The organism is Streptomyces sp. NPDC090032, assembly GCF_044748025.1.
Classification (GTDB): domain Bacteria; phylum Actinomycetota; class Actinomycetes; order Streptomycetales; family Streptomycetaceae; genus Streptomyces.
Map to the genome: position 1 here is coordinate 287,835 of NZ_JBIVFF010000011.1, position 24,258 is coordinate 312,092.

Below are 24,258 nucleotides of genomic sequence, written 5' to 3' on the forward strand. Positions count from 1 at the left end.
AATGCGCGTGCGGCGGTGGACCCGGGCCTACACGGTGGCGGGCTCGGGGCCCGCGGGAGTCTCCTGTGCCGTCGCGGCCTCGGCGCGGTCGCGCCGCTCGCGCCGGACAAGGACGACGAAGCCGACGGGCACGGCCGCGGCGAACAGCCACCACTGGACCGCGTACGCCATGTGCGGGCCGATGTCGCTGTGGTTGGGCGTCGGGATCAGCTGGGGGGTGTTGTCCTTCGGCTCGGGCGACGTCTGCTCGATGAAGCCGCCGAGGACCTGCTTGCCGAGCGCCTGGGCCTGCTGGCCGCTGCTGATCAGCATGATCTGACGGTCCGGCAGGCCCTTGATGTCCTTGATGCCGCTGGCCGCGGTCGTCTCGTCGGCCATGAGGCGGCCGGTGACGGTGATCTCGCCGCGCGCGGGCGCCGGGATCTTCGGGAACGCGGTCTGCGCGCCGTCGGCCGGGATCCAGCCGCGGTTGACCAGCAGGACTTTGCCGTCGTCGAGGACGAACGGGGTCAGGACGTGGAAGCCGACCTCGTCGTCGGTGTTGGTACGGCGCCGCACGACGACCTCGTGCGCGGTGTCGAACGTCCCCTTCGCGGACACCCGGCGGTGGATCTCGGCCTTGGGCACCGGCTTGCCGGGGGAGGTGAGCTGCTCGGCAGGGAGCGGCTTCGCGGCGAGCGCGGCACCGATCTGGTCGTTCTGCGCGACGCGGTGCTCGTGACGGTGCAGCTGCCAGAAGCCCAGCTCGATCATCGTCGGGATGAGGAGAAGGGTGATGAGGGTGAGGATCACCCACTGCCGGGACAACAGGAAGCGGTACACCCCACGACCGTACAACTCGGTCGTGGGGCGACATCACGGGGGTGTGCCGGAGAGCTCAGACCTTGTCGACGATCCCCACCCTCCCCTCCGCGCGGGAGCAGTGGGCCCCGCAGTACCAGTGCCCCTCGACCTCTACTCCCTGCCCGACGATGCGGCACCGGCAGTGCTCGCAGATCGGCGCCATGCGGTGGATGGCGCAGGAGAAACAGTCGAAGACGTGCACCGCGCCCTGCGCGTGCACCTCGAAGGACATTCCGTAGTCGTTTCCGCAGACCTCACAACGTGCCATGCGCCACAGGGTGGGCGTCGCGGTCGCGCGGGGCGAGTGGCGGGCGGGCGAGTCGCCGCGCAATCACCCGTCTGACGCCGGGGCGACATCGCGCAGGAGCTGCCCGAAGGCGGCCTCGTCGATGACCGGTGTCCCGTACTGCTTCGCCTTGACGGCCTTCGAGGTGTAGGAGTCGGGGTCGTTCGTGACGAGGACGCTGGTGAGCCGGGACAGGCTCGTCGCGATGTGCAGCCCGGCCTCGACGGCGCGGTCCTCCAGGAGTTCGCGGTCGACCGAGGTGTCTCCGGAGAACGCCACCCGCATGCCCTGCTTGAGCTGTTTGCCGGGTTCGTACCGTCCGGGGTTCGGGTACGGGCACGGCTGCCGCTTGCGCGAGGGGCGCCATGTCCCGCCGCCCCCGTACGAGGACGACGACGGGGCCGAGCCCTGCCGGCCGATCCGCGCCGCGCCGTCCGTCCACTCCGTGAGCGGCCTGCACTCCAGCAGGGGCAACCGCACCCCGCCGCTCGCCGCCGCCCGCAGGCTCGGCCGGAACGCCTCGGCGAGCACGCGCGCGTCGTCGAGCGCGTGGTGCGCGTTGCGCTGGACGACGCCGAAGTGCGCGGCGAGGGACTCCAGCTTGTGGTTGGGCAGCGGGAGGCCGAGCTCCTTGGACAGCGCGATGGTGCACAGGCGCTGGCGGACGGGGGCGGTGCGCTCCGCGCGGGCGTACTCGCGGGCGATCATCGACCAGTCGAAGACCGCGTTGTGCGCGACCAGCACGCGGCCGTCGAGCCGGGCCGCGAACTCCTCGGCGACGTCCTTGAAGAGGGGCGCGCCTTCGAGCACGTCGTTCGTCAGGCCGTGGATCCAGACGGGGCCGGGGTCGCGCTCGGGGTTGACCAGCGTGTACCAGTGGTCCTCGACCTCGCCCCGCGCGTCGAGCCGGTAGACGGCTGCGGAGATTATCCGGTCGTCCCGGGAGAGGCCGGTGGTCTCCACGTCGACGACCGCGTATCCCTGCGGATACGCGGCCGGCCACGGAGCGGCGGACGCGGCGGTCGTCTGGTCTTCGAGCATGGTCAATGAGGATACGGGCCATGGCTGACACCTCCGTCGCCCGGCCCCGCGGCCGCGTCCGCTATGTCCGCAGTCATGTCCGCGGCTATGCCCGCAACAGGCCCGACACCAGGGCCCTGACGGAGGCGTCGAACACCTTCTCCGGATCGGCCGGAAGGCTGAGCGCACGAGCCAGCGTGGCGTCGCCCTCCGCCGTCCGCGCGCCCCACAGCTCCTCCTCGCCGGGCCGCTGCACGGGCGCGCGCTCACGTTGACGCTCCACCAGGACATGGCCGACGACATGGAACTGCACCGCCCGTACGACCCCGGCGGCGCGGGTTCCGCGCAGGCCCGCGGCGTGCACCTCGCGCACGAGGACCTGTTGCGCGGGCAGGAACATCCGCTCGGTCAGGCCGCGTTCGTGGACCATCGCGACGAGGTGCGGATGCTCGCGCAGTTGCCGGCGCAGGGCACGGGCGACGGAGACGACGCGCTGCTCCGGGGTGGCGCCGCGGGGGCGGATCTCCCCGAGGTCGGCGACGGTGCGCTCGACGAGGGCTTCGAGCAGGGACTCGCGGTTGCCCACGTGCCAGTAGATCGAGGTGACGGCGGTGCCGAGCTCGGCGGCGAGCTTGCGCATCGTCAGGGACTGCGGGCCCTGCTGTTTCACGAGCTTCGCTGCGGCGGCGAGGACTTGTTCCCTGTCGAGATGTGTGCGCGTGTCTTTACCCTTCACGGAAGCTGTTGTAACTGTGTTACAGAGCATCCGCAAGTGCACGCCCGTCCACGCAAGTCCGCGCCGACGAAGGGTGGTACGACATGGCACGCATTCGATACGGAGCGCGCACGGAGGCGGAGATCGCCGCCGCGCGCACCGCGAGCTCGAAGCTTCCCGACATCTGGTCCACAGGAGTGGTGGCCGTCTGGGAGAGCGACCCGGACGCGGTCGCGGCGGTTCTCCCGCCCCCGCTCAAGCCCACCGAACGCCCGCTGGTGCGGGCCAACATCAGCAAGGTCGACCTGCCCGGCTACCCCCTGGGCGCGGGCTCGGTCGCCGTCGCCGCCGAGCACGGCGGCGTCGAGGGCTGGTATCCGCTGGTCATGCCGATGACGCACGAGCGCGCCCTGATCGGCGGCCGTGAGGTCTTCGGCGAGCCGAAGAAGCTCGGCGAGGTGAGCGTCGAACGCGACGGCCTCGTGGTGCGGGCGGCGCTCGCCCGGCACGGCATCGCCTTCGTGGAGGTGCGGGGCGCGGTGAGCGGCGCCCTGCCGCTGCCCGAGCCGACCCTGAAGACGGACTTCTACTTCAAGTTCCTTCCCGCGGTGGACGGTTCGGGCTTCGACATGGAGCCGGTGCTCGTGCACTGCCTGCGCAACGAGAAGGTCCGCAAGCTGGAGCGGATCACCGGGGACGTCATCCTGCGGGAGTCGATGTACGACCCGGTCGCCGACCTGCCGGTGCGCGCCGTGGTCGAGCTCACCATCGGCGAGAAGACCACCGACCAGAAGGGCCGCGTCGTCGAACGGGTCAGCGCGCAGGCCCTGTTGCCGTACATCCACCAGCGCTACGACGACCCGCAGCAGATCCTCGACGGGCCGCCCGAGGGGAGTCTGTGATGCGGCTGGAGGCGGGACAGGTCGCCGTGGTCACGGGCGCGGCGAGCGGCATCGGTCTCGCGATGGCGCGGCGGTTCGCGGCGGACGGCCTGAAGGTCGTACTCGCGGACGTCGAGGAGTCCGCCCTGGAGAAGGCCGCCGCCGGCCTGCGCGAGGACGGCGCCACCGTGCACGCGCGCGTGGTCGACGTCGGCGACCGCGCCCAGGTCTTCGCCCTCGCGGACGCGGCGTACGACACGTTCGGCGCAGTCCATGTCCTGTGCAACAACGCGGGCGTCGGCTCGGGCGCCGAAGGCCGCATGTGGCAGCACGAGCCGAACGACTGGAAGTGGGCCTTCGAGGTCAACGTGTGGGGCGTCTTCCACGGCATCCAGGCCTTCGTGCCGCGCATGATCGAGGGCGGCGCGCCCGGCCACGTCGTCAACACGTCGTCCGGCGACGGCGGTATCGCCCCGCTGCCCACCGCCTCCGTCTACGCGGTCACCAAGGCGGCCGTCGTGACCATGACCGAGTCCCTGTACGCGCACCTGAAGGCGGAGCACGCGCGCGTGGGCGCCTCCGTGCTCTTCCCCGGACCCCACATGCTGCGCACCGGACTGTGGGAGTCGCACCGCAACCGGCCCGAGCGGTACGCCAAGGAGAGGCCGCGCAGGACCCCGTACCGCAGCCTCGGGCAGTGGGAGTCCGCGATGAAGGAGGCGGGCCAGGAGGTGGAGTTCACACCGGTCGAGGAGGTCGCGGACCTCGTCGCCGAGGGCGTCGCGGCCGGCCGCTTCTGGCTGCTGCCCGAGAGCGAGCACAGCGACCGGCAGATCAAGGCCAGGTCCGCCTCGATGCTGGAGCGCGCGAACCCGGCGTACCTGGAGAGCTTCATTCTGGACTGAAGGGCATGTGATGACCGACCAGGATCCGTACCTGATCATCTCCTCCGACTGCCACGCCGGTCTTCCCACCGAGGAGTACCGGCCCTATCTGGACAGCCGTTTCCACCGCGCCTTCGACGAGTTCCTCGGCGAGCGGGGCGCCCGCCGTGAGGAGGCGACGCGGCTCGGCATCCGCAACGACACGTTCGCCGCCAAGTGGTTCCAGGACAACGAGCAAGGCCTGCGCGGCGGTTGGGACACCGCTCAGCGCCTCAAGGAGCTGGACGGCGACGGGGTCGCCGCCGAGGTCGTCTTCCCCGACGCGGACGCCGTGGACAGCCGGACGGCGGCGCCCTTCGGCGTCGGGCTCGGGCTCTCGGGTGACCAGGACCCGGAGCTCGGCATGGCGGGCGCCCAGGCGCACAACCGCTGGCTCGCCGACTTCGTGTCCGAACACCCCGAACGGCACTGCGGCGTGGCCCTGTTGCCCATCACCGGCGAGGTCGAGCGCGTCGTCGCCGAGGTCCACCGGGCCAAGGAGTCCGGGCTCGGCGCGCTGATGATCCCCTCCATGTGGGTCGACAAGGCGCCCTACCACGACCGGCGTTACGACCCCGTGTGGGCCGCGGCGGCCGAGTGCGCGATGCCCGTGGTCACGCACTCCGGGGCGGCGCCCCGCCACGAGTACGGCGACCATCTCGGGATCTATGTCTCCGAGGTGACGTGGTGGCCCGCGCGGCCCCTGTGGTTCATGCTCTGGTCGGGCGTCTTCGAGCGCCACCCGGGCCTGAAGTTCGGCGTCGCGGAGTCCGGCTGCTGGTGGCTGCCGAACCTCCTGTGGTTCATGGACCGCCTCTACCTGGGCGCGCACGGGGGCAAGAAGCTCTCCCCGTTCGCCGAGCTCAAGCGGCCCCCGCACGAGTACCTGGACCGCCAGATCTTCATCTGCGCCACCAACACCAAGCGCCGGGAACTCGCCCAGCGCTACGAGATCGGCGTCGACAACATCCTCTGGGGCAGCGACTTCCCGCACCCGGAGGGCACCTGGCCCGACACGCGCGCGTGGCTGAAGAAGACCTTCCACGACATCCCGGTGACGGAGACCCGGCGCATGCTGGGCCTCGCCGCCGCGGAGGTCTTCGGCTTCGACACCGGGAAGCTGGCCCCACTGGCCGCCCGCATCGGCCCGACCCCCGCCGAACTCGGCCAGGACACCGACCAGTCGGCCGTCGAGGCGTCCTGGGCGCGCTCGCGCGAGGTGGGCCGCCACTGGCTGACCGACCACGACTTCCCCGCCCTGGGGGTGACCTCATGAGCGAGCGCTACACCGTCATCTCCGCGGACTGCCACGCGGGAGCCGATCTCCTCGACTACCGGCCCTATCTGGAGTCCCGCCACCACGACGCGTTCGACGCGTGGGCGGCGAGCTACGTCAATCCGTACGCCGACCTGCTCGCGGATACTGCTGACCGGAACTGGAACTCGGACCGGCGCATCGCCGAGCTCGAACAGGACGGGATCGTCGCGGAGGTCGTCTTCCCGAACACGATCCCGCCCTTCTTCCCGTCCGCCTCGCTGATGGCCCCGGCCCCGACGCGCGAGGAGTTCACGCGGCGCTGGGCGGGGCTGCGCGCCCACAACCGCTGGCTCGCCGACTTCTGCGCAGCCGCACCGGGGCGCAGGGCGGGCGTCTTCCAGATCCTCCTCAACGACGTCGACGAGGCCGTCAAGGAGATCAGGTGGGCGGCGGCCGCCGGGCTCACGGGCGGCCTGCTGCTGCCCGGCACACCGCCCGGCTCGGGCCTGCCCGAGCTGTACTCGGCCGCGTACGACCCGATCTGGGCCACCTGCGCCGAGCTGGGCGTGCCGGTCAACCATCACGCGGGCTCGGCGTCCCCGCCGCTGGGCGACGAACCGGCCGCGCGCGCCGTGTTCATGGTGGAGACGACGTGGTTCTCGCACCGGGCCCTGTGGCACCTGGTGTTCGGCGGTGCGTTCCGCCGTCACCCCGGCCTGAAGCTGGTCCTCACCGAACAGGGCTCGGGCTGGATCCCCGGGGTCCTGGACATGCTGGACTACTACCACGGGCGCCTGGTGGCCGCCTCGACGCGGGCGGACACGGCGGAGTCCAAGTTCGGTGCGGGGCTGGCGGATTCGATGGGCAAGGGACCGTCCGAGGTGTGGCGGGACAACTGCTACGTGGGGGCCAGCTTCATGCGCCCGCACGAGGTACCGCTGCGTGAGCGCATCGGCCTCGACAAGATCATGTGGGGCAGCGACTACCCGCACGACGAGGGCACGTACCCGTACACGCGTGAAGGGCTGCGGATCGCGTACGCGGGGCTGCCGCGCGACGAGGTCGCCGCGATGGTCGGCGGCAACACGGCCCGCGTCTACGGCTTCGACCTCGGTCTGCTCGACCCGATCGCGGCCCGCGTCGGACCGACCGTCGAGGAACTGGACGAACCCCTCGAACAGGCGCCGAAGGACGCGACAAGTCCGGTGTTCGCCCGGGGAGGGTCGGTCCGGATCTGGTGACCTGGAGCCTTTCGTTTGAATCATGCCGGGCTGATCCGAACGAAAGACCCGGGATGCGATGCTCGTCGGGTGACTGACGATGCGCAGGATGCACCGCACGAGGAAGCCCACGGCGGCGCGCTCGGAGCGCGGCTCAACTGGCTGCGCGCCGCCGTGCTCGGCGCCAACGACGGCGTGGTGTCCACCGCCGGTCTCGTCGTCGGCGTGGCCGGCGCCACCGGGGACCGCGCCACGCTTCTGACGGCGGGCCTCGCCGGGCTGCTCGCCGGCTCCATGTCGATGGCCGCGGGGGAGTACGTCTCCGTGTCCACGCAGCGCGATTCGCAGAAGGCGGCCCTCGCGCAGGAGAAGCGGGAGCTGCGCGAGTACCCGGAGGCCGAACTCGTCGAGCTGACCGGGCTCCTGGAGGACCGCGGGCTCAGCCCCGAAGTGGCGCGGGAGGCCGCCGAGCAGCTCACCTCGCGCGACGCGCTGCGGGCGCACGCGCGCGTGGAGCTCGGGATCGACCCCGACGACCTCACGAACCCGTGGCACGCCGCCTGGGCGAGCTTCCTCGCCTTCACCGTGGGCGCGCTGCTGCCGCTGCTCGCGATCGTCCTGCCGCCCAGCGCCTGGCGGCTGCCCGTCACGGTGGTCTCCGTGCTCGCGGCCCTCGCCCTCACCGGCTGGAGCAGCGCCCGGATGGGCTCGGCGGCGGTGCGGCCCGCCGTGTGGCGGAACATGGCGGGCGGGGCGCTCGCCATGGCGGTGACGTACGGGGCGGGGTCGGTCCTGGGGGCGGCCGGGGTCTGAGCGAAGGCGCGGGAAACTGCGGAGACCGGCGGAGATCAGCGGAGACCGGCGGAGATCAATGGCGGAAGGCACCAACAACGAGCGTCTTACCGCTGGTAATACTTGTCGGTAACACCGTCTAGCCGTGGCCCGTCCGTGGCCCTACGGTGCAGGCATGTCGCCGAACCTGCCCGATGTCGTGCTCTGGTCGATCCCGGCCTTCGTGCTGCTCACCGTCGTCGAGATCGTGAGCGTACGCATCCATCCCGATGACGACGCCGCAGGCTACGAGACCAAGGACGCCGCGACGAGCATCGGCATGGGGCTCGGCAGCCTCGTCTTCGACCTCCTGTGGAAGATCCCGATCGTCGCGATCTACACGGCGGTCTACGAGCTGACGCCGCTGCGCGTGCCGGTCCTGTGGTGGACGATCCCGCTGATGCTCCTCGCGCAGGACTTCTTCTACTACTGGTCGCACCGCGGGCACCACGTCATCCGCATCCTGTGGGCCTGTCACGTCGTGCACCACTCCAGCCGCAAGTTCAACCTGTCGACCGCGCTGCGCCAGCCGTGGACGAGCCTGACGGTGTGGCCCTTCTACCTGCCGCTCATCGCGTGCGGCGTGCACCCGGCCGCGCTCGCGTTCTGCTCCTCGGTGAATCTCGTCTACCAGTTCTGGATCCACACCGAGCGCATCGACAAGCTGCCCCGCGCCTTCGAGTTCGTCCTCAACACCCCTTCCCACCACCGCGTCCACCACGCCTCCCAGGGCGGCTACCTGGACCGCAACTTCGGCGGCATCCTCATCGTCTGGGACCGCCTCTTCGGGTCGTTCGTGCCCGAGGTCGAGCGCCCGGTGTTCGGCCTGACCAAGAACATCGACACGTTCAACCCGCTGCGGGTCGCCACACACGAGTACGCGGCCATCGCCAGGGACCTGAAGGCGGCCGGCAGCTGGCGCGAGCGGGGCGGCAGGGTGTTCGGCGGGCCGGGGTGGCAGCCGAAGGACGGGACCGCGCCGACCACCACCTCCGTCACGAGCCAGACCGCCGAGCAGGCGGCCGAGGGCGCCGCGTGACGCCGACTCCGGCGCAGGCGGCTTCCCCGGCGCAGCCGTCCTCCCCGGGGCCGGGACCCGCCCGTGAGCGCGCGGCCCGCCCCCTGCTCGCCGCCTTCGCGCTGGCCACCGCCGTCGACCTGATCGCCCTGCTCGCCGGGGCCGACCTCGTACACACCGCCGCCAAACCGCTCCTCATGCCGCTGCTCGCCGCGTACGTCGTCGTGCGCGGCGGCCCCCGGCTCCTGACCGTCGCCCTGCTCCTCGGGTGGGGCGGCGACGTGCTCCTGCTGTTCGACGCCGACGTCGCGTTCCTCGCGGGCATGGGCTCCTTCGCCGCCGGACACGTCTGCTACCTCGTGCTCTTCAAGCGCGCGGGCACACCACGCGCGCGTGGCACTCTGCTCGCGGCCGCGTACGGCGTCGCGCTCGTGACGACCGTGGCGCTCCTGTGGCCGGACCTGCCGGCCGACATGCGCGGACCCGTCGCCGGATACAGCCTGCTCCTGACCGCCATGGCGTACGGCTCCTCGCGCCTGGGCCGCACAGCGGGGTGGGGCGGCGCGCTCTTCCTGCTGTCGGACACCCTCATCGCGACCGGTGTCGCCGACTGGCCGCAGCTCCCGCGGCCGGACTTCTGGGTGATGCTCACCTACGCGGCCGCCCAGTACCTGCTGGCGCGCGGTGTGCTCGCACACCCCCTCGCCGCGCGGCCCGCCCCCGCCGCGGCGTACCGTGAAGGACGCACGACCATCACCTGAGGCGCCCCGCACGCGATCCGTCAGCGGCGCCTGTGACCAGCACGAAGGACCCCCACTCATGCGCGCCACCACCATTCATGCTCCCTTCGACATGCGCGTGGAGGACGTGCCGGAGCCCCTCGTCCAGCTCCCCACCGACGCCGTCGTCAGGGTCCTGCGGGCCTGCATCTGCGGCAGCGACCTGTGGGCGTACCGCGGCGAGGCGGCCCGTCAGGCCGGCCAGCGCATCGGACACGAGTTCCTCGGCATCGTCGAGGACACCGGCTCCGAGGTGACCGGCGTCCGGCGCGGCGACCTGGTCGTCGCCCCCTTCATGTGGTCGGACGGTGTCTGCGACTACTGCACCGAGGGCCTCACCACCTCCTGCGAGCACGGCGGCTTCTGGGGCGCGGTCGGCTACGACGGCGGCCAGGGCGAAGCGGTCCGCGTCCCTTACGCCGACGGCACCCTCGTCCAGCTGCCCGCCGACGCCGCCTCCGACGACCACCTGCTGTCCGCGCTGCTCACGCTCTCCGACGTCATGGGAACCGGCCACCACGCGGCGCTCGGTGCGGGTGCGCGCGCGGGCGCCACGGTCGCCGTCGTCGGTGACGGCGCCGTCGGCCTGTGCGCGGTTCTCGCCGCCAAGCGGCTCGGCGCAGAGCGGATCATCGCGCTCGGCCGCCACCAGGTCCGCACCGACATCGCCCGCCGCTTCGGCGCCACCGACGTCGTCGCCGAGCGCGGGGACGCGGCGATCGAGGCCGTCCGTGAGCTGACCCGCGGCCAGGGCGCCCACGCCGTGATCGAGGCCGTCGGCACCGAGCAGTCCATGAGCACGGCCGTGAACATCACCCGCGACGGCGGTGCCATCGGGTTCGTCGGCGTTCCGCACGGCAGCGGCACCGGTCTCGACCTGAGCGTCATGTTCGACCGGAACATCGCCCTGCGCGGCGGCGTCGCGCCCGTGCGCACGTACATCCCGCAGCTGCTGCCCGACATCCTCGACGGCACGATCGACCCGTCGCCCGTCTTCGACCTGACCGTCGGCATCGAAGGCGTCCCCGACGGCTACAAGGCGATGGACGAGCGCACCGCGCTCAAGGTCCTCGTCACCAACTGACGGTCCGCGCGCGGGGGTTCACGACCAACGGATCGGGAGCGGCAGCGCGGTCAGGACGGCCGACACCGCGACCGTCACGCCCAGGACCGCCACCTCCGCGCGCGCCGGCGCGTACGCGGCCTCCAGGCCGCCGTGGCGCAGCCGGCGCCGCGCGGCCAGGGCGAACACGGAGACGACGGCCACGAGGAGCACCTTCGCGAGCAGGGTGCGCCCGTAGGCCGTCGTCACCAGCTGGTCGAGGACCGTGCCCACCGGCATCCGGCGCAGCGTGCTGCACACGCCCGTCGCCGTGATGGCGGCGAGCAGAACGGCCGCCACGCGCGCGTAGAGCCCCAGCAGCGCGGCACCCGCCTCAGGCGCCGTCGTACGCCACCGGCGCAGCGTCCGCAGGACGTGCAGCAGACCGCCCACCCACAGCGCGGCGCACGTCAGATGGACGACGGTGAGGGCCGAGCCCAGGTATGCCGTGTGCTCCTCGGCGGGCGGATGGGCGCGCAGCGCCTCGGCCAGGACGACGGCGGCCGACGGCACGAGCGCGGTCGCCGGGCGGCGTGAGCGGGCGCACAGCGCCGCCACCACGAACGCGTTGACCTCCAGGAGTGCGAGGGTGCCGTCCCTGGTGCCGTAGAGCCCGGCGATGTCCAGGTCGGAGAGCGCGTGCGGCACGAGGTTGCCGTTCGCCACGATCGACGCGAGTCCCAGCGCGGCCAGGAACCCCGCCCAGGGCGCGTACGCCGACCAGCCGCGCGGCCCGTCCCCGGGCGGCGCCCCGGGCACCCGCCGGGCCAGCCGCGCCGCGAACAGCTCGCCCAGCTGGACACAGAGGGCGGCGAACAGGAGCGCTCGAAGGAGCGCGACTTCGGTGACCCCGGGCGCCGCCGCCTCCCCCGTGCCGTCGAGGGCCGCGGAGGGCCCGAGCAGGGGGATCACCGCGGCAGCGGCCACGAGGACGAGCACGGCGACGGCCCGCGTGGCGGGCCGTCGGACGGGAGAGCCGGTGTCGTCCCCGGCGGGGGCAGGCACCTCGGTGGTCGGTCGTATGGAACTCACCACAAGATCTTCGCCAGTTGTGACAGATCCGGGCAAGTCCACGAAAACAACTGGCGCAGCGGCATTCCGCCTGAGCGGCCGGCTTCAGCCATGGCGCCACTCGGGCACATCGGTACCCCAGAGCCCGGACGGGCGCGCCCAGTTGACGGGCCCTCCGGTGAAGCCGGCCGGCGGCAGCGCGTGGCGCAGCCGCCCCGCGGGACTGTCGGTCTCCGTCAGCCAGCGCGCCGGGTCCTCGGCGTCATACGTCTCCGTGGCCGCCCTGGACCCGTGCGGGAGCTCCCGCGTCAGCCAGTGCGCGGTCCGGGCGAGCGCCAGCCGCACCGCGCGCGTGCCGCCCTCGTCCAGTTGCTCGGTGACGGCGCGCAGCACGGCCGCCGCGAGGAGATAGCCCGTGCCGTGGTCCAGGGCCTGCGCGGGCAGCGCCCCCGGCCGCTCCCCGGACCCCTCGACGGCCGCGATGCCCGTGGCCACCTGCACCACGCTGTCGAAGCCGCGCCGCCGGCCCCACGGCCCGTAAGCACCCCACGCGGACAGCTGCGCCACCACGAGCCCCGGCCTGCGCGAGGCCAGCGCCTCGGGAGCGAGGCCGAACCGGTCGAGCGCGCCGGGCCGGTAGCCCGTCACGACGACGTCCGCGCCCGCGAGGAGGCCGTCGAAGGCGCGCCGGTCCGCCGCGCCCGTCAGATCGAGCCGCGTGGACCGCTTCCCGAACCCGGTGTCCGCGTGCGCCTCCGGATCCTCCGGCAGCTGCGGGGCGTCGACGCGCAGCACGTCCGCGCCGAAAAGCGCGAGGGTGCGCGTGGCGACCGGACCGCCGGTGACCCGCGTCAGGTCGAGGACGCGCAGGCCGGACGCGGGCAGCAGCGGGTCACCCGTGAGCAGCGGCAGCGACCGGGGCGCCGCCTTGTCGAGACGCTCCCGCTCCAGCAGCGGCCGCCCGGCGACCGCCGTCCCCTGGGGGTGCGCGGCCCACTCGTCCATGGTCCGCAGGGCGACGGCCAGGCCCCCGGCGGCGTACACGGTCTCCTCGACCTCCGTGGCCGACCGCTCCGCGAGCAGCGCGGCGACCTGCTCCACGGACGCGTCGTCGCCGAGCCCGAGGGCCGCGCACAGCCGCGCCCGGTGGTGCGGATAGTTGGCGTGGGTGCGCAGCCACCCGTCCGCCGTGCGCCAGAACCGGGACAGCGGCGCGAAGTTGACCGTCGCGCGCCCGTCGATCAGCAGATGCCGCTCGCTGACGAACGCGGTGGCCAGCGCCCCGTCGTCGAGGACCACGCGCGGCAGCGGACGTCCGGTGCGCCGGGCGGCCAGCTCGGCCGCGGCCAGTGAGCACGCGCCCACGCACGCGCGTGCCAGGTCGATCGCGGGCAGTCGCGAGGGCAGCGCTCCTTCGCGCGGGACGGACGCGATGTGCGAGGTCAGGGCCGGGTCGCCACCAAGCGCCGCCCAGGCCGCGCGCGTCCCCTCACCCACCGGTGCATGTGTCATGACGGCACTATCGCGCACGGTCTCCGGAACGCGACAGGTGGGCCGGACGCTGCCGCCCGGCCCACCTGAACTGCCATGCCTACGCGGTTACTTGGTCACCGCGTCCAGAGCGTCGGCGATGCCGTGCCCGTAGAAGCCGTTCTTGTTCTTGCCGCCCTCGCACACCGCGTCGACCTTGCCGTCGCCGTCGATGTCGTACGGGTCGGTGCACGGCGTGGCGTCGGCCTGCGCGTACAGGAGCGCCTTCACGGCCGCCGCGGACGCGTGCGGGTGCGTCGACTTGATCAGCGCGGCGACGCCGGCGACGTGCGGGGACGCCATCGACGTACCGGCCATGTAGCCCCACTTGCCGCCGGGCAGCGGGCCGAGGATCAGGCCGCTCGTGGCGGGCGGCGCCGGGGTCTGGTAGGCCGTCGAGTCGCCGCCGGGGGCCGCGATGTCGATGGTGCCCTGACCGTAGTTGGAGAACGACGACTTGAGGCCCTTGGCCCCGGTCGCCGCGGTCGTGACGACGCCCGGCAGCTGCGTCGGGATGTCGAAGCACTTGGACGGGTCGACGACACGGTCGCCCGGCGTCGTGTCGTTCGGGCTCGACGGGTCGGTGATCTCGTCGGACGCGAGGTCGTAGTTCTCGTTGCCCGCCGCCGCGACGTTCACGGCGCCCTTCTTCTCCGCGTACTGCGAGGCCCGCGCGACGGCCTTCACCAGGGCCTTCTGGTCCGGGTCGTCCGTGCAGTTGAAGTACCACGGGTCGGTGTAATAGCTGTTGTTGGTGACGTCGACACCGTGCTCGGCCGCGAACACGAAGCCGCACACCACGGCCTCCGTGTAGAAGAAGCCGTCCGGGTTGCCGACCTTGATGCCGGAGACCTTCACGCCGGGCGCGACACCCGTGATGCCGACGCCGTTCTTGGCGCCCGCGATCTCGCCCGCGACATGCGTGCCGTGCGGACTCTCCGAGGCGCTGGGACGCCACGAGCCGTCCGTCGTGTCCGGCTTGCCCGACACGCAGTTCGCGGACGCCCCGCGGTCGAAGTTCGGCGCGATGTCGGGGTGGGTGTCGTCGACGCCCGTGTCGATCACGGCGACGGTGACCTTCTTGCTGCCGAGGGACTTCTCGTGCGCCTTGTCCGCCTTGATGGCGGGCAGGTCCCACTGCAACGGCTCCAGCGGGTCCTGCCCGGCGGCGGCCTGACCGGCCGTGGCGCCCAGCTGGGCGGCGGTCAGGGCCTTCGGGGTGCCGAGGTCGCCGGTGGACTGGGCGGGCAGCGGCGCGGTGCGCGTGGCACCCGCCGAGTCGACCCCGCGGGCCTTGCGGATCGTCTTCGCGAAGTCCGGGTTCGAGGAGTGCGCGACGATGACACCGATCTTGTCGTACGCGACGACGACGGTGCCGCCGGCCTTCGTGATCTCCTTCTGGACGGCGGCCGAAGTGCCGTGTCCTGAGCGCACGTTGACGACATAGCTGAGCGCGGGGCCGTCCGTGGCGGCCGGCGCCGCAGGACCCTGCGGGGCCTGTCCCGCGGCCGACGCGGTCACGTTCGGCAGGAACGCGAGAGCCGTGGCCATGGCCATCCCGGCCGGGATGGCTATCGAACGGCGGATGGAGCGGGAGCGCGCGAGGGGCGCCGTCATGGTGTCTCCTGAGTTCGTTGCGTTCGGGATGCGCGGGGCGCCACGCAGTCGGCGCCACGCCAAGTGCAGCTGGTGCAGGGCTGCTTGACGGCCTTCGGGTCGCGGGACCGCATCACTTCTTGACGGCGTCGAGCGCGTCGACGATGCCGAAGCCGTAGAAGCCGTTGACGCGCTTCCCGCCCTCGCAGGTGGCGTCGACGACACCGTCGCCGTCACCGTCGTACGGGTCCGACGGGCAGCCCGGGTTGTCGGCCTCGGCCTTGAGGAGCGCCTGGAGCTGGGCCGGAGTGGCCCTCGGGTGTGCCGACTTGAGGAGCGCGGCGACACCCGCGGCGTGCGGCGACGCCATCGACGTGCCCTGGAGGAAGCCGTACTGGCCGCCCGGCATCGTCGACAGGATGCGACCGTCCTTCGACGGGGTGTCCGGGATCTGGAACTTGTCGCCGCCCGGCGCCGCGATGTCGATGACGCCCTTGCCGTAGCTGGAGTAGTACGACTTGGCGCCCGTCGGGCCCGAAGCGCTGACGGTGACGACGCCCGGCAGCTGCGTCGGGATGTCGAAGCACTTGTGCGGGTCGATCGTGCGGTGGACCGGCGTCGAGTCGTCGGGGCTGGAGTCGTCGACGAGCGCGTCCGAGTCCAGGTCGTCGTTGGAGTTGCCGGCCGACGCCAGGTTGAGCGTGCCCTTCTTCTGGGCGTACAGCTGGGCCCGGTTCACCGCGTCGACGATGGCCTTCTGGTCCGGGTCGTCCATGCAGTTGTAGAGCCAAGGGTCCACGTAATAGCTGTTGTTGGTGACCTCGACGCCGTGGTCGGCGGCGAACACGAACGCGCAGACCACGTTCTCCGGGTAGAACAGGCCGTCGTTGGGGTCGCTGACCTTGATGCCCGCGACCTTCACGCCGGGAGCGACCCCGGCGACGCCTATGCCGTTGCGGGCCGCGGCTATCTCACCGGCGACGTGCGTGCCGTGATAGTCCTCGGCCGGGTCGTACGGGCGCCACGCGCCGGGCGAGGTGTCCGCCTTGCCGCCGACGCAGTTGGCGGACTGCGACGCGGAGAAGTTCGGGGCGAGGTCCGGGTGGGTGTCGTCCACGCCCGTGTCGATGACGCCGACGGTGACGTCGCGGCTGCCCGGGTTGATCTTCGCGGCCTTGTCGGCGCCGATCGCCCGCAGGTCCCACTGGTCGGCCTCCAGCGGCTCGTCGCCCGAACCGGCCTGCGCGGCAAGGGACTTGGCCTGGGCCTTCGACAGGACCTGGGCGTCGCCCTCGTCCGTGGTACCGGCGGCCACCAGCGGCGACGTACGCGTGGCGCCCGCCGACTGCACGCCCTTGACGGTGCGGATCCGCTTCCCGAAGTCCGGGTTCGACGCGTGGACGACGATCACACCGATCCGGTCGTACGAGGCGACGACGGTCCCGCCCGCCTCGGCGATCGCCTTCTTCACGGAGCCGAGCGTGCGGTGGTCCGTCCGGGTGTTCACGACGTACGCGAGTGCCCCGGCGTCGGCGGTGGCCGAACCAGCCGTGGCCGCAGGGGAATTGGCCGGTGTGGCCGACGCGGCGCCGGGCAGGAAGCCGAGGGACGCGGTGAGCGCGAGGCCGAGCGGCAGGGTGAGGGCCAGGCGGCGTCTGGAGCGCAGATGAGCCATGGGATCTCCACATCATCCGTCGTATATGGAAAAGCCCGAACACAGTGGTGCTCGGGCAGGTACATGACGCGTGGTGCACGGGTGAACGTATCCCGGGTCCTCGCAGGCCAGCAATGAATTCCCGAAGAAAACGCATGATCGGGCAAAGGAGTTGAACCGGTGCGCGTGTGTCCCCGTGACGTTGAGCAGGGGGCACGCACGCGATCCCCGCCCCCTGTCGGATCACCCCGGGTAGCCCTACCATCGCCTCCCGGCCACAGATGATCCACATCACCGTGAGGCCCGAGAACCACATGTCCGTCCCACCCGCCGCACCCGCACCGCGAGGAGACTCCGTGGCCACCGATGCACCGCCACCGTCGAAGGGCGGCCCCGACACCCGTTCCGCACCGCCCTCCACGGAGGCGCCCTCCACGGAGGAATTCATTGCGGAGCAGGAGAGTGCGGAGTTCGCCGAACTGCGCCACGCACACCGCTCGTTCGCCTTCCCGCTGACCATCGCCTTCATCGCCTGGTACCTGCTGTACGTACTGCTGTCGAACTACGCGGGCGACTTCATGGGCACCAAGCTCTTCGGCAACATCAATGTCGCGCTGGTCCTCGGTCTCGGCCAGTTCCTGACCACGTTCCTCATCGCCTGGTGGTACTCCCGCCACGCCGCCACCAAGCTCGACCCCAAGGCCGAGGCGATCAAGTCCCGGATGGAGGGCGGCGCATGAGCCCCGCAGTCACGCAGGTACTCGCCGCGGGTGAGGCGAGCGAGCACCGGCCGCTGATCATCTCGCTGTTCGCGGTGTTCGTCCTCGCCACCCTGGTGATCACCGTCTGGGCGGGCCGCCAGACGAGGAGCGCCGCCGACTTCTACGCGGGCGGGCGCCAGTTCACCGGCTTCCAGAACGGACTCGCCGTCTCCGGCGACTACATGTCCGCCGCGTCGTTCCTCGGCATCGCGGGCGCCATCGCCCTCTTCGGCTACGACGGCTTCCTGTACTCCATCGGCTTCCTCGTCGCCTGGCTCGTCGCCCTGCTCCTGGTCGCCGAACCGCTGCGCAACTCAGGCCGCTACACGATGGGCGACGTCCTCGCCTACCGGATGCGCCAGCGCCCGGTCCGCACCGCCGCCGGCACCTCCACGATCGTCGTCTCGATCTTCTACCTGCTCGCGCAGATGGCGGGTGCGGGCGTCCTCGTCTCGCTGCTGCTCGGCATCACGTCCGACGCGGGCAAGGTCGGCATAGTCGCCCTCGTCGGCGTCCTGATGATCGTGTACGTCACCATCGGCGGCATGAAGGGCACCACCTGGGTCCAGATGGTCAAGGCCGTGCTCCTGATCGCGGGCACGATCCTGCTCACCTTCCTGGTCCTGCTGAAGTTCAACTTCAACATCTCCGACCTGCTCGGCAAGGCGGCGTCCAACAGCGGAAAGGGCGCCGCGTTCCTGGAGCCCGGACTCAAGTACGGCGCCACGTCGACGTCGAAGATCGACTTCATCTCGCTCGGCATCGCGCTCGTCCTCGGCACCGCGGGACTGCCGCACATCCTGATCCGCTTCTACACGGTCCCCACAGCCAAGGCCGCCCGTAAGTCCGTGAACTGGGCGATCGGCATCATCGGCGCCTTCTACCTGATGACGATCGCGCTCGGCTTCGGTGCCGCCGCCCTCATCAAGCCGGACGAGATCATCGCGTCCAACCCGGCGGGCAACACCGCGGCGCCACTGCTCGCGCTGCACCTCGGCGGGGTCGACTCGTCGTGGGGCGCGATCCTCCTCGCGACCATCTCGGCGGTCGCCTTCGCCACGATCCTCGCGGTCGTAGCGGGCCTGACCCTCGCTTCGTCCTCCTCGTTCGCGCACGACATCTACGCGAACGTCATCAAGAAGGGCAAGGCCTCCGAGAAGGAGGAGATGAAGGCGGCCCGCTGGGCGACCGTCTTCATCGGCATCGTCTCCATCGGCCTCGGAGCCCTCGCCCGCGACCTGAACGTGGCCGGCCTGGTCGCGCTCGCCTTCGCGGTCGCCGCCTCCGCCAACCTGCCGACGATCCTCTACAGCCTCTTCTGGAAGCGCTTCACCACCCAGGGCGCACTCTGGTCGATCTACGGAGGCCTGTTCACCGCGGTCTTCCTGGTGCTGTTCTCGCCGGTCGTGTCCGGGAACCCGAAGACGTCCATGTTCAAGGGCGCCGACTTCCACTGGTTCCCGCTGGAGAACCCGGGCATCATCTCGATCCCGGTCGGCTTCCTGCTCGGCTGGCTCGGCACGGTCCTCTCCAAGGAGAAGGCGGACGCCGGCAAGTACGCGGAGCTCGAAGTCCGCTCCCTCACCGGCACGGGAGCCCACTGACCTCGGGCCACGGACGGCCGCGTCGCAGATCCTCGTACGGATCTACGACGCGGCCGTCCCGCTCCCGTGGGATCTGGAGCCCGCCGGTGTCGGACCCATCACGTAGGCTCGGATAATCAGATCCGTATCGGAGAGGGGGCCCACGTGCTGATCGACACTTATGGCCGAGTGGCCACCGACCTCCGCGTCTCGCTGACCGACCGGTGCAATCTCCGGTGTACGTACTGCATGCCCGAAGAGGGCCTGCAGTGGCTGGCCAAGCCCGATCTGCTCACGGACGACGAGATCGTCCGGCTCATCCGGATCGCCGTCACGCAGCTCGGCATCACGGAGGTCAGGTTCACCGGCGGCGAGCCCCTGCTGCGCCCCGGCCTCGTCGGCATCGTGGAGCAGGTGGCCCAGCTGGAGCCCCGCCCCCAGATGTCCCTGACGACGAACGGGATCGGACTCAAGCGCACCGCCGCCGCCCTCAAGCAGGCCGGCCTCGACCGGGTCAACGTCTCGCTGGACACCCTGCGCCCCGACGTCTTCAAGACCCTCACCCGGCGCGACCGCCACAAGGACGTCATCGACGGCCTCGAAGCCGCCGGATCGGCGGGCCTCACCCCCGTCAAGGTCAACTCCGTACTGATGCCGGGGCTGAACGACGACGAGGCACCCGACCTCCTCGCCTGGGCCGTCGAGCACGACTACGAGCTGCGCTTCATCGAGCAGATGCCCCTGGACGCCCAGCACGGGTGGAAGCGCGACGGCATGATCACCGCCGGTGACATCCTGGCGTCCCTGCGCACGCGCTTCGACCTCACGCCCGAAGGCTCCGAAGAGCGGGGTTCCGCCCCCGCCGAGCGCTGGCTGGTGGACGGGGGACCGCAGCGCGTCGGCGTCATCGCCTCCGTCACCCGCCCGTTCTGCTCGGCCTGCGACCGCACCCGGCTCACCGCCGACGGACAGGTGCGCACCTGCCTGTTCGCCAGCGAGGAGACGGACCTGCGCGCGGCCCTGCGCTCGGACAGCGGGGACGACGAGATCGCCCGTATCTGGAAGCTCGCCATGTGGGGCAAGAAGGCCGGCTCCGGCCTGGACGACCCGAAGTTCCTCCAGCCCGAGCGCCCGATGTCCGCGATCGGCGGCTGACCCGGGGCGCTCAGCCCTCGCGGTCCCCGGACTCCCAGTCCTTGAGCGCGACGACGTCCTTCAGGAAGCCGCGCACGCCGAGGAACTGGGAGAGATGCTCGCGGTGTTCGTCGCACGCGAGCCACGTCTTGCGCCGCTCCGGCGTGTGCAGCTTCGGGTTGTTCCAGGCGAGCACCCAGACCGCGTCGACGCGGCAGCCCTTGGCGGAACAGATCGGGTTTTCGTCACTCACAGGTACCGCCCCAAACACTTACGCGCCCAAACAAAGGCGACGCCGAGCAGCCACGGGGGGAGCTGCCCGGCGTCGGTCCGTCGCTCCGACGGGGGATGCGGAGCGCGTACGAAGTATGTCATGGGGGACCGGCCGCCCGGCACCGGAACTACATGATTGATCTGAGCTTTTCTTGAGCTTTGCGCATCGCCGGTGGTCAGCCGCGGTCACCCAAGTGATCACGCCGCTCCTCGTCGTGCGCTCCGGTGTTGTCCTCCGGAACGGATTCCGCGGGGGCGGTGGCGGCGGGCGCCGTGAGCATCGGCCGCATCGGCGCGGTCACGAACGTCGACGGCAGCGAAGGGACGTTCTCCCGGCCCGCGTTGGCGATCACCACGGCGACGTAGGGGAGCAACAGACCGAGCACCAGAGCCACGATCGCGACCGGGCGCTCGACGTTCCACAGGGCCGCGCCGAGGATCACGGCGAGGGTGCGGACCGACATCGAGATGACGTAGCGGCGCTGCCTGCCGCGGACGTCGTCGGAGAGGCCCTGCCTCGCCCCGGTGATCCGGAAGACCTCGCCGCTGCTCTGCTTCCGCATCACATTCCACCGCCTGCCTGCCATGCCGGACTCTCCCCGGTCCGGACTGCCTCCACCGTACGCCCGGCTTCCTCCGCGTTCGAGACCGGGGAGGGCCCGGCCCGTGCGTACTTGCTGCGCCGTACCGCGTACGGATGCGCCCGACATGCGCCGTATGGCGGATAAGCCGAGACTGAGCGCAGATGCGCACAGCGCGCCACAGAGGAGGCGACGACATGAGCTGGTTGTGGGCGATCATCGTGGGTCTGGTGCTCGGACTGATCGCGAAGGCGATCCTGCCGGGTAAGCAGCAGATTCCCCTGTGGCTGACCGTGGTCTTCGGAATCATCGGCAGCATTCTGGGCAACTCGGTCGCCACCTGGATCGGTGTCAACGACACCAAGGGCATCGACTGGACCCGTCACCTGCTCCAACTGGCCGGAGCCGTGGTCATCGTGTGGCTCGGAGACATGGCCTGGGTGGCCCTGCGAGGCAACAAACAGCGAGCCTGAAACAGCAGGAAGGGCGGCCCCGCACCAGATGCGGAGCCGCCCTTCCTGCTGTGACCTCGGTCCTGCGCGCTCAGGCGCCGGCGACCTCGACCGCCGCCAGGTTCTTCTTGCCGCGGCGCAGCACGAGCCAGCGGCCGTGCAGCAGTTCGTCCGCGGCCGGCACGGCGTCCTCGGCGGCGACCTTCACGTTGTTCACGTACGCGCCGCCCTCCTTCACCGTGCGCCGGGCGGCCGACTTGCTCGCCACCAGGCCGACCTCGGCGAGCAGGTCCACGACCGGGCCGAGCGTGTCGACCTTCGCGTGCGGCAGCTCGGACAGGGCTGCCGCGAGGGTCGCCTCGTCCAGCTCGCCCAGGTCGCCCTGCCCGAACAGCGCCTTCGACGCGGCGATGACGGCGGCGCACTGGTCGGCGCCGTGCACCAGGGTCGTCAGCTCCTCGGCCAGCGCCCGCTGAGCGGCCCGCGCCTGCGGCCGCTCCTCGGTCTGCCGCTCCAGGTCCTCGATCTCCTCAAGGGACTTGAAGCTGAAGATCCGCAGGAACTTGGACACATCGCGGTCGTCGGCGTTCAGCCAGAACTGGTAGAAGGCGTACGGGGTGGTCAGCTCGGGGTCGAGCCAGACCGTGCCGGACTCCGTCTTGCCGAACTTGGTGCCGTCCGCCTTGGTGATCAACGGGGTGGCCAGCGCGTGCACGGACGCCTCCGGCTCGACCCGGTGAATCAGGTCGGTGCCCGCGGTGAGGTTCCCCCACTGGTCGCTGCCGCCGGTCTGCAGCGTGCAGCCGTACCGACGGTTCAGCTCCATGAAGTCCATGCCCTGGAGGATCTGGTAGCTGAACTCGGTGTAGCTGATGCCCGCGTCGGAGTTGAGCCGTCGGGAGACGGCCTCCTTGGCGATCATCTTGTTGACCCGGAAGTACTTGCCGATGTCCCGCAGGAAGTCGATCGCCGACAGACCCGAGGTCCAGTCCAGGTTGTTGACCATGCGGGCGGCGTACGGGCCCTCGAAATCGAGGAACCGCTCGATCTGCCCGCGCAGCCGCTCGACCCACAACGCCACCGTCTCCGGGGCGTTCAGCGTCCGCTCGGCGTTCGGCTTCGGGTCGCCGATCAGGCCGGTGGCCCCGCCGACCAGACCCAGCGGGAGGTTCCCCGCGAGCTGGATCCGGCGCATGGTGAGGATCTGGACCAGGTTGCCGAGGTGGAGACTCGGCGCGGTCGGGTCGAACCCGCAATAGAACGTGAGGGGACCGTCCGCGAACGCCTTGCGCAATGCGTCCTCGTCAGTGGACAGGGCCAGCAGGCCGCGCCACTGAAGTTCGTCGACGATGTCCGTCACGGTTCTCGTATCTCCTTGGAAGACATGGATGCTGCCCGACCAGGTTACGGGGTCAGACGCCCTGGCTGACCGAGCTCATGTTGAAGTCCGGCACTCGCAGGGCCGGCATGGCAGCCCTGGTGAAGTAGTCGCTCCACTCCCGGGGCAGCGTCTTCTCCGTCCGCCCGGCCTCCACCGCGCGCCCCAGCAGGTCGACGGGCGACTCGTTGAACCGGAAGTTGTTCACCTCGCCCACCACCTCGCCGTCCTCCACGAGGTACACCCCGTCCCGGGTCAGCCCGGTCAGGAGAAGCGTCGCCGGATCGACCTCGCGGATGTACCAGAGGCAGGTCAGGAGCAGCCCGCGCCCGGTGGCCGCGACCATCTCGTCCAGCGAGCGGTCCTCGCCGCCGTCCAGGATGAGGTTGTCGATCGCCGGCGCCACCGGGAGACCGGTGAGGCCCGCGCTGTGCCGCGTCGTCGTCAGACGGGCGAGCTCGCCCTCGCGCACCCAGTCCGTCGCCGTGAGCGGCAGACCGTTGTCGAAGACGGAGGCGCTGTCGCCCGAGGCATGGGCGAGGACGAACGGCGCCGACTCCAGGCCCGGCTCGTTCGGGTCGCTGCGCAGCGTCAGCGGCAGCTCCGTCAGCCGCTCGCCGATGCGCGTACCGCCGCCGGGCTTGCTGAAGACGGTCCGGCCCTCGACGGCGTCCCGGGCCGCCGCCGACCACATCTGGTAGATCAGCAGATCGGCCACCGCGGTCGGCGGCAGCAGCGTCTCGTAGCGGCCCGCGGGCAGCTCGACGCGGCGGCGCGCCCAGTTCAGACGCTGCGCCAGCTCGGCGTCCAGCGCGCCCGGGTCGACGTCCTTGAAGTCGCGCGTCGAGCGGCCGGCCCACGCGGAACGCGTCCGGTCCGGCGACTTCGCGTTCACCTCCAGCGTCCCGTTCGGCTGGTCGTGCCGCAGCCGCAGGCCCGTCGACGTACCGAGATAGCTGGACACGAGCTCGTGGTTGGCGAAGCCGTACAGCTCGCGGCCTCCTGCCCGGGCGCGGGCGAACGACTCGCCCAGGGCCGGCGCGAAGTCCGCGAAGACGGCCGACGAGGTCTCGGCGGGCGCGTCCGTGAAGTCGCCGGAGTGCGGCACTGAGGACACCAGCGGCCCGGCGTCCTCGGCGGGCGCCGCGCTCCGGGCGGCGGCCTCGGCGGCCCGCACCAGCGGTTCGAGGTCGTCCGCGGTCACGGCCGAGCGGGAGACGACCCCGGAGGCCGTGCCCTCCTTGCCGTCGACGGTCGCGATGACGGTGAGGGTGCGCCCGCGCGTCACCCCGTTCGTGGTGAGCGCGTTGCCCGCCCAGCGCAGATTGGCGGTGGACGTCTCGTCGGCGATGACCATGCAGCCGTCGGCCGAGGACAGCTCGAGGGCACGCTCGACGATCTCGTGCGGCTTGTTCGTTCCAGGACTCAT

General features: G+C 71.3%; 24 protein-coding genes. 12 read left to right on the forward strand and 12 right to left on the reverse strand.

All coding sequences use genetic code 11. From position 1 onward, the window contains the following. Positions 1–27: 27 nt before the first annotated feature. The 4 genes from ACIPWY_RS27585 to ACIPWY_RS27600 all read right to left on the reverse strand — a co-directional run bounded on the left by ACIPWY_RS27585 (position 28) and on the right by ACIPWY_RS27600 (position 2,885). Positions 28–822, reverse strand: a complete 795-nt coding sequence (locus ACIPWY_RS27585) for an SURF1 family protein (protein WP_362908105.1) — start codon at positions 820–822, stop codon at positions 28–30. Between the two features lie 55 nt (positions 823–877). Beyond that, entirely contained in the window at positions 878–1,111 is a 234-nt protein-coding gene (locus tag ACIPWY_RS27590) for a hypothetical protein (protein WP_362908106.1), read from the reverse strand. A 63-nt stretch (positions 1,112–1,174) separates the two neighbouring features. Beyond that, the gene (locus ACIPWY_RS27595; RefSeq protein ID WP_362908107.1) at positions 1,175–2,170 is read right to left on the reverse strand and encodes a DEDDh family exonuclease; all 996 of its coding nucleotides are present in this window, start codon (positions 2,168–2,170) and stop codon (positions 1,175–1,177) included. 85 nt (positions 2,171–2,255) lie between these two features. Continuing rightward, positions 2,256–2,885: a TetR family transcriptional regulator gene (locus tag ACIPWY_RS27600; protein WP_362908108.1), complete on the reverse strand. Its 630-nt coding sequence runs from the start codon at positions 2,883–2,885 to the stop codon at positions 2,256–2,258. Positions 2,886–2,968: 83 nt separating this feature from the next. Between ACIPWY_RS27600 and ACIPWY_RS27605 the strand changes: the two genes are divergently transcribed. The 8 genes from ACIPWY_RS27605 to ACIPWY_RS27640 all read left to right on the forward strand — a co-directional run bounded on the left by ACIPWY_RS27605 (position 2,969) and on the right by ACIPWY_RS27640 (position 10,858). Beyond that, a complete protein-coding gene (locus tag ACIPWY_RS27605; RefSeq protein ID WP_362908109.1) occupies positions 2,969–3,766 on the forward strand; it encodes an acetoacetate decarboxylase family protein in 798 nt (265 codons plus the stop codon). Then, positions 3,766–4,650 (forward strand): SDR family NAD(P)-dependent oxidoreductase, encoded by an 885-nt coding sequence (locus ACIPWY_RS27610; protein ID WP_393705524.1) that lies wholly within the window; start codon positions 3,766–3,768, stop codon positions 4,648–4,650. The genes ACIPWY_RS27605 and ACIPWY_RS27610 overlap by 1 nt, the downstream gene beginning before the upstream one ends. A 10-nt stretch (positions 4,651–4,660) precedes the next feature. Then, a complete protein-coding gene (locus tag ACIPWY_RS27615; RefSeq protein ID WP_393705523.1) occupies positions 4,661–5,944 on the forward strand; it encodes an amidohydrolase family protein in 1,284 nt (427 codons plus the stop codon). After that, positions 5,941–7,167, forward strand: coding sequence for an amidohydrolase family protein (locus ACIPWY_RS27620; protein WP_362908112.1), 1,227 nt, complete (start codon positions 5,941–5,943; stop codon positions 7,165–7,167). Before ACIPWY_RS27615 ends, ACIPWY_RS27620 begins: the two co-directional genes overlap by 4 nt. A 69-nt stretch (positions 7,168–7,236) precedes the next feature. Continuing rightward, the gene (locus tag ACIPWY_RS27625; protein WP_362908113.1) at positions 7,237–7,959 is read left to right on the forward strand and encodes a VIT family protein; all 723 of its coding nucleotides are present in this window, start codon (positions 7,237–7,239) and stop codon (positions 7,957–7,959) included. Between the two features lie 154 nt (positions 7,960–8,113). Beyond that, positions 8,114–9,016, forward strand: coding sequence for a sterol desaturase family protein (locus tag ACIPWY_RS27630; protein ID WP_362908114.1), 903 nt, complete (start codon positions 8,114–8,116; stop codon positions 9,014–9,016). Between the two features lie 83 nt (positions 9,017–9,099). After that, positions 9,100–9,756: a lysoplasmalogenase gene (locus tag ACIPWY_RS27635; protein WP_401535517.1), complete on the forward strand. Its 657-nt coding sequence runs from the start codon at positions 9,100–9,102 to the stop codon at positions 9,754–9,756. Positions 9,757–9,814: 58 nt separating this feature from the next. After that, the gene (locus tag ACIPWY_RS27640; RefSeq protein ID WP_362908115.1) at positions 9,815–10,858 is read left to right on the forward strand and encodes a zinc-dependent alcohol dehydrogenase family protein; all 1,044 of its coding nucleotides are present in this window, start codon (positions 9,815–9,817) and stop codon (positions 10,856–10,858) included. Between the two features lie 18 nt (positions 10,859–10,876). Here the strand turns inward: ACIPWY_RS27640 and ACIPWY_RS27645 are convergent, their stop codons facing one another. The 4 genes from ACIPWY_RS27645 to ACIPWY_RS27660 all read right to left on the reverse strand — a co-directional run bounded on the left by ACIPWY_RS27645 (position 10,877) and on the right by ACIPWY_RS27660 (position 16,688). After that, on the reverse strand, positions 10,877–11,908 hold the full coding sequence (locus tag ACIPWY_RS27645; protein ID WP_401535490.1) for a CopD family protein: 1,032 nt from the start codon (positions 11,906–11,908) through the stop codon (positions 10,877–10,879). An 84-nt stretch (positions 11,909–11,992) separates the two neighbouring features. Then, positions 11,993–13,399: a CoA transferase gene (locus ACIPWY_RS27650; protein ID WP_401535492.1), complete on the reverse strand. Its 1,407-nt coding sequence runs from the start codon at positions 13,397–13,399 to the stop codon at positions 11,993–11,995. A gap of 87 nt (positions 13,400–13,486) precedes the next feature. Beyond that, the gene (locus ACIPWY_RS27655) at positions 13,487–15,034 is read right to left on the reverse strand and encodes a S8 family serine peptidase (RefSeq protein ID WP_362908117.1); all 1,548 of its coding nucleotides are present in this window, start codon (positions 15,032–15,034) and stop codon (positions 13,487–13,489) included. Between the two features lie 112 nt (positions 15,035–15,146). Beyond that, positions 15,147–16,688, reverse strand: coding sequence for a S8 family serine peptidase (locus ACIPWY_RS27660; protein WP_393705518.1), 1,542 nt, complete (start codon positions 16,686–16,688; stop codon positions 15,147–15,149). Positions 16,689–17,023: 335 nt separating this feature from the next. Between ACIPWY_RS27660 and ACIPWY_RS27665 the strand changes: the two genes are divergently transcribed. The 3 genes from ACIPWY_RS27665 (at position 17,024) to moaA (ending at position 20,166) form a co-directional block, all read left to right on the forward strand. Next, positions 17,024–17,407 (forward strand): DUF485 domain-containing protein, encoded by a 384-nt coding sequence (locus ACIPWY_RS27665; protein WP_362908119.1) that lies wholly within the window; start codon positions 17,024–17,026, stop codon positions 17,405–17,407. Then, the gene (locus ACIPWY_RS27670; protein WP_393705517.1) at positions 17,404–19,032 is read left to right on the forward strand and encodes a cation acetate symporter; all 1,629 of its coding nucleotides are present in this window, start codon (positions 17,404–17,406) and stop codon (positions 19,030–19,032) included. The genes ACIPWY_RS27665 and ACIPWY_RS27670 overlap by 4 nt, the downstream gene beginning before the upstream one ends. Before the next feature lie 144 nt (positions 19,033–19,176). Continuing rightward, positions 19,177–20,166, forward strand: coding sequence for a GTP 3',8-cyclase MoaA (gene moaA, locus ACIPWY_RS27675; protein ID WP_362908121.1), 990 nt, complete (start codon positions 19,177–19,179; stop codon positions 20,164–20,166). A 10-nt stretch (positions 20,167–20,176) separates the two neighbouring features. Here moaA and ACIPWY_RS27680 read toward each other — a convergent pair whose 3' ends face one another. Together ACIPWY_RS27680 and ACIPWY_RS27685 are read right to left on the reverse strand one after the other, a co-directional pair. Next, positions 20,177–20,398, reverse strand: a complete 222-nt coding sequence (locus tag ACIPWY_RS27680) for a hypothetical protein (RefSeq protein ID WP_100592515.1) — start codon at positions 20,396–20,398, stop codon at positions 20,177–20,179. 196 nt (positions 20,399–20,594) lie between these two features. Next, the gene (locus tag ACIPWY_RS27685; RefSeq protein ID WP_362908153.1) at positions 20,595–20,981 is read right to left on the reverse strand and encodes a DUF3099 domain-containing protein; all 387 of its coding nucleotides are present in this window, start codon (positions 20,979–20,981) and stop codon (positions 20,595–20,597) included. A gap of 215 nt (positions 20,982–21,196) precedes the next feature. Between ACIPWY_RS27685 and ACIPWY_RS27690 the strand changes: the two genes are divergently transcribed. Further along, positions 21,197–21,472: a GlsB/YeaQ/YmgE family stress response membrane protein gene (locus ACIPWY_RS27690; RefSeq protein ID WP_362908122.1), complete on the forward strand. Its 276-nt coding sequence runs from the start codon at positions 21,197–21,199 to the stop codon at positions 21,470–21,472. Between the two features lie 70 nt (positions 21,473–21,542). On the opposite strand, the gene tyrS is transcribed toward ACIPWY_RS27690, so the two are convergent. After that, on the reverse strand, positions 21,543–22,811 hold the full coding sequence (gene tyrS, locus ACIPWY_RS27695) for a tyrosine--tRNA ligase (protein ID WP_393705516.1): 1,269 nt from the start codon (positions 22,809–22,811) through the stop codon (positions 21,543–21,545). Between the two features lie 52 nt (positions 22,812–22,863). Then, positions 22,864–24,258 (reverse strand): metallopeptidase TldD-related protein, encoded by a 1,395-nt coding sequence (locus tag ACIPWY_RS27700; RefSeq protein WP_362908124.1) that lies wholly within the window; start codon positions 24,256–24,258, stop codon positions 22,864–22,866.